This is a genomic window from uncultured Arcobacter sp., assembly GCF_937982575.1.
Lineage (GTDB): Bacteria > Campylobacterota > Campylobacteria > Campylobacterales > Arcobacteraceae > Arcobacter.
This window is the reverse complement of sequence record NZ_CALJLR010000018.1, coordinates 1-1,952: the sequence shown is the minus strand read 5'-3', so window position 1 is coordinate 1,952 and position 1,952 is coordinate 1. Positions and strand designations below refer to the sequence as shown.

Here is a 1,952-nt window from a genome sequence, read left to right as displayed (position 1 = left end):
TGTCAAGTGCAAACCAAAAGTGCACCAATATGCAGTGCAAAAGTGCACCACTTCGTAACACCTATTTAGCTGAAATATCTAATAGTCCAGCTTCTCTTTTTTGCTTTAGTCTGTAACTCTCTCCAGTAACATTTATTAAATGTGAATGATGTATTAATCTGTCAAGAATAGCAGTAGTTAATGCTTCATCATTATTTAGAACCTCCTTCCATTTTGTAAAAGATAAATTTGATGTAATAATTATAGAACCGAGTTCATATTTTTTATTGATTATTTGAAAAAATAGATTAGCCTGAGTCTCTGTAAATTTTACATATCCAAACTCATCAATCACAAGTAGCCTTGGTATACCAATAACTCTTTTGAAGTAATTATCTAATCGATTTGTTTGTGATGCTGCTTCAAGCTGAATCATAAGATCACTTGCAGTAATGAACTTAGTCTTTATTCTCTGTTGAGTTGCTGCATATGCTATTGCAGTTGCAAGGTGTGTTTTACCAACACCACTTGGACCAAACATAAGTATGTTTTTAAATTCATCTACAAACCTAAGTGTTAGGATCTCATTAATAAGGGTTTTATCAACTGATGAGCTTTTGAAGTCAAATGTATCAATTGTTTTTAACTTTGGAAGTCCTGCCATCTTTAAAACCATTTGCTTACCTCTGAGTTCACGACCACTATTTTCTAACTCAAGTAATTTATAAAGATACTCGCTATATGACATTTTTTCCTTAGCGGCTGTGTCAGCTAGATGTTGATAATGCTCTAATACACCAGGTAGTTTAAACTTTGAGCAATGCTCACTTATAGTCTCATGCAAAAGCATGTGTAACTCCTAAGACCTTTTCATAATCAGATATGGTTGTATGGTAAGTTATATCTATATCTAACTCATCTAGGTCTAGATTTAAGCTTGGGATACTCTCTTTTTTTACTTCTTTAACACTTGAGTAAAAAGGTTCTAATAATGGTTGTTCTTCTTTGAATAAGTCTATTGGTCTTTTTTTAGTTGTATCATGAACTCTGGAGTTTGCCATCTCTAACCAACTAAATACTTTAGTGTTTAGTAAATCTGCATTTATCGTAATTTGGCTTCCTTTTAGAGCTGCTTTTAGTGGTATGTAAAAATTACCTTTAAGGTAGAGATTAAACCTCTCGACCTTTCCCTTTGTTTGGGCACGGTAGACTTTACATAGCTTTGGTATAAAGTTATCTTTAGCGAAGTCTATAAAATCATTATTGAACCCATGTTGGTTCTTCCCATATTTATCTCTTTTTATAACTACTGATTTAAGATTATCATATAGAAGTGTTTGTGGTACACCACCAAAGTATTCAAATGCTTTAACATGGCATTCTTGCCATGTTTCTTGTCTCATATTATCTGTAAAATATACAAATGCCATTCTGCTAAATCCAAGTACCATCACGAAGGCATAAATTGGGTTCTTCCCTGTACGGATGAAAGTCCAATCTACTTGTGCTTGATAAGCTGGTTCAGTCTCAAATCTAATAACTTCATCTTTTATAATTGGGCTAGTACATGTTTGTAAAAAGCTTTGTAGTATTCTAATCTTACCATCGTAGCCATACTTTTTTATCTCTTCGTAAATTACACTAGCAGGTATCTTGTCTGGATAGGCTTGTTTAATTCTTGAACTTATATAATCTTTATATGGGTCAAGTTTAGATTTATAGGTTATTTTCTTATAAGGTTGTAGTTCGCTCTCTTTTAAACGCTTAGAAACTGTACGTCTATTTAAGCCAAGAGTTTTTGCAATAGCTCTGATGCTATAGCCTCTTGTATGTAAAGTATGTATCACAGTATATTCCTCTTTATCAATCATACTAACTCCAAATAGTTATTTGGTTTATAGTATCTTTTTTAGTTAATAAAGTGGTGCACTTTTAGTTTGCACTACTGGTGTATTTTATCTCTGCACTTGACA

General features: G+C 32.7%; 2 protein-coding genes. Both read right to left on the bottom strand.

The window, feature by feature from the left end; genetic code table 11:
• Window positions 1–61: 61 nt before the first annotated feature.
• The gene (istB, locus tag Q0617_RS11220) at window positions 62–829 is read right to left on the bottom strand and encodes an IS21-like element helper ATPase IstB (protein ID WP_298753383.1); all 768 of its coding nucleotides are present in this window, start codon (window positions 827–829) and stop codon (window positions 62–64) included.
• Window positions 816–1,850 carry an IS21 family transposase gene (gene istA, locus Q0617_RS11215; RefSeq protein WP_298753382.1) on the bottom strand — a complete coding sequence of 345 codons (1,035 nt, stop codon included), beginning with the start codon at window positions 1,848–1,850 and terminating at the stop codon, window positions 816–818. Before istA ends, istB begins: the two co-directional genes overlap by 14 nt.
• Between the last annotated feature and the right edge of the window lie 102 nt (window positions 1,851–1,952).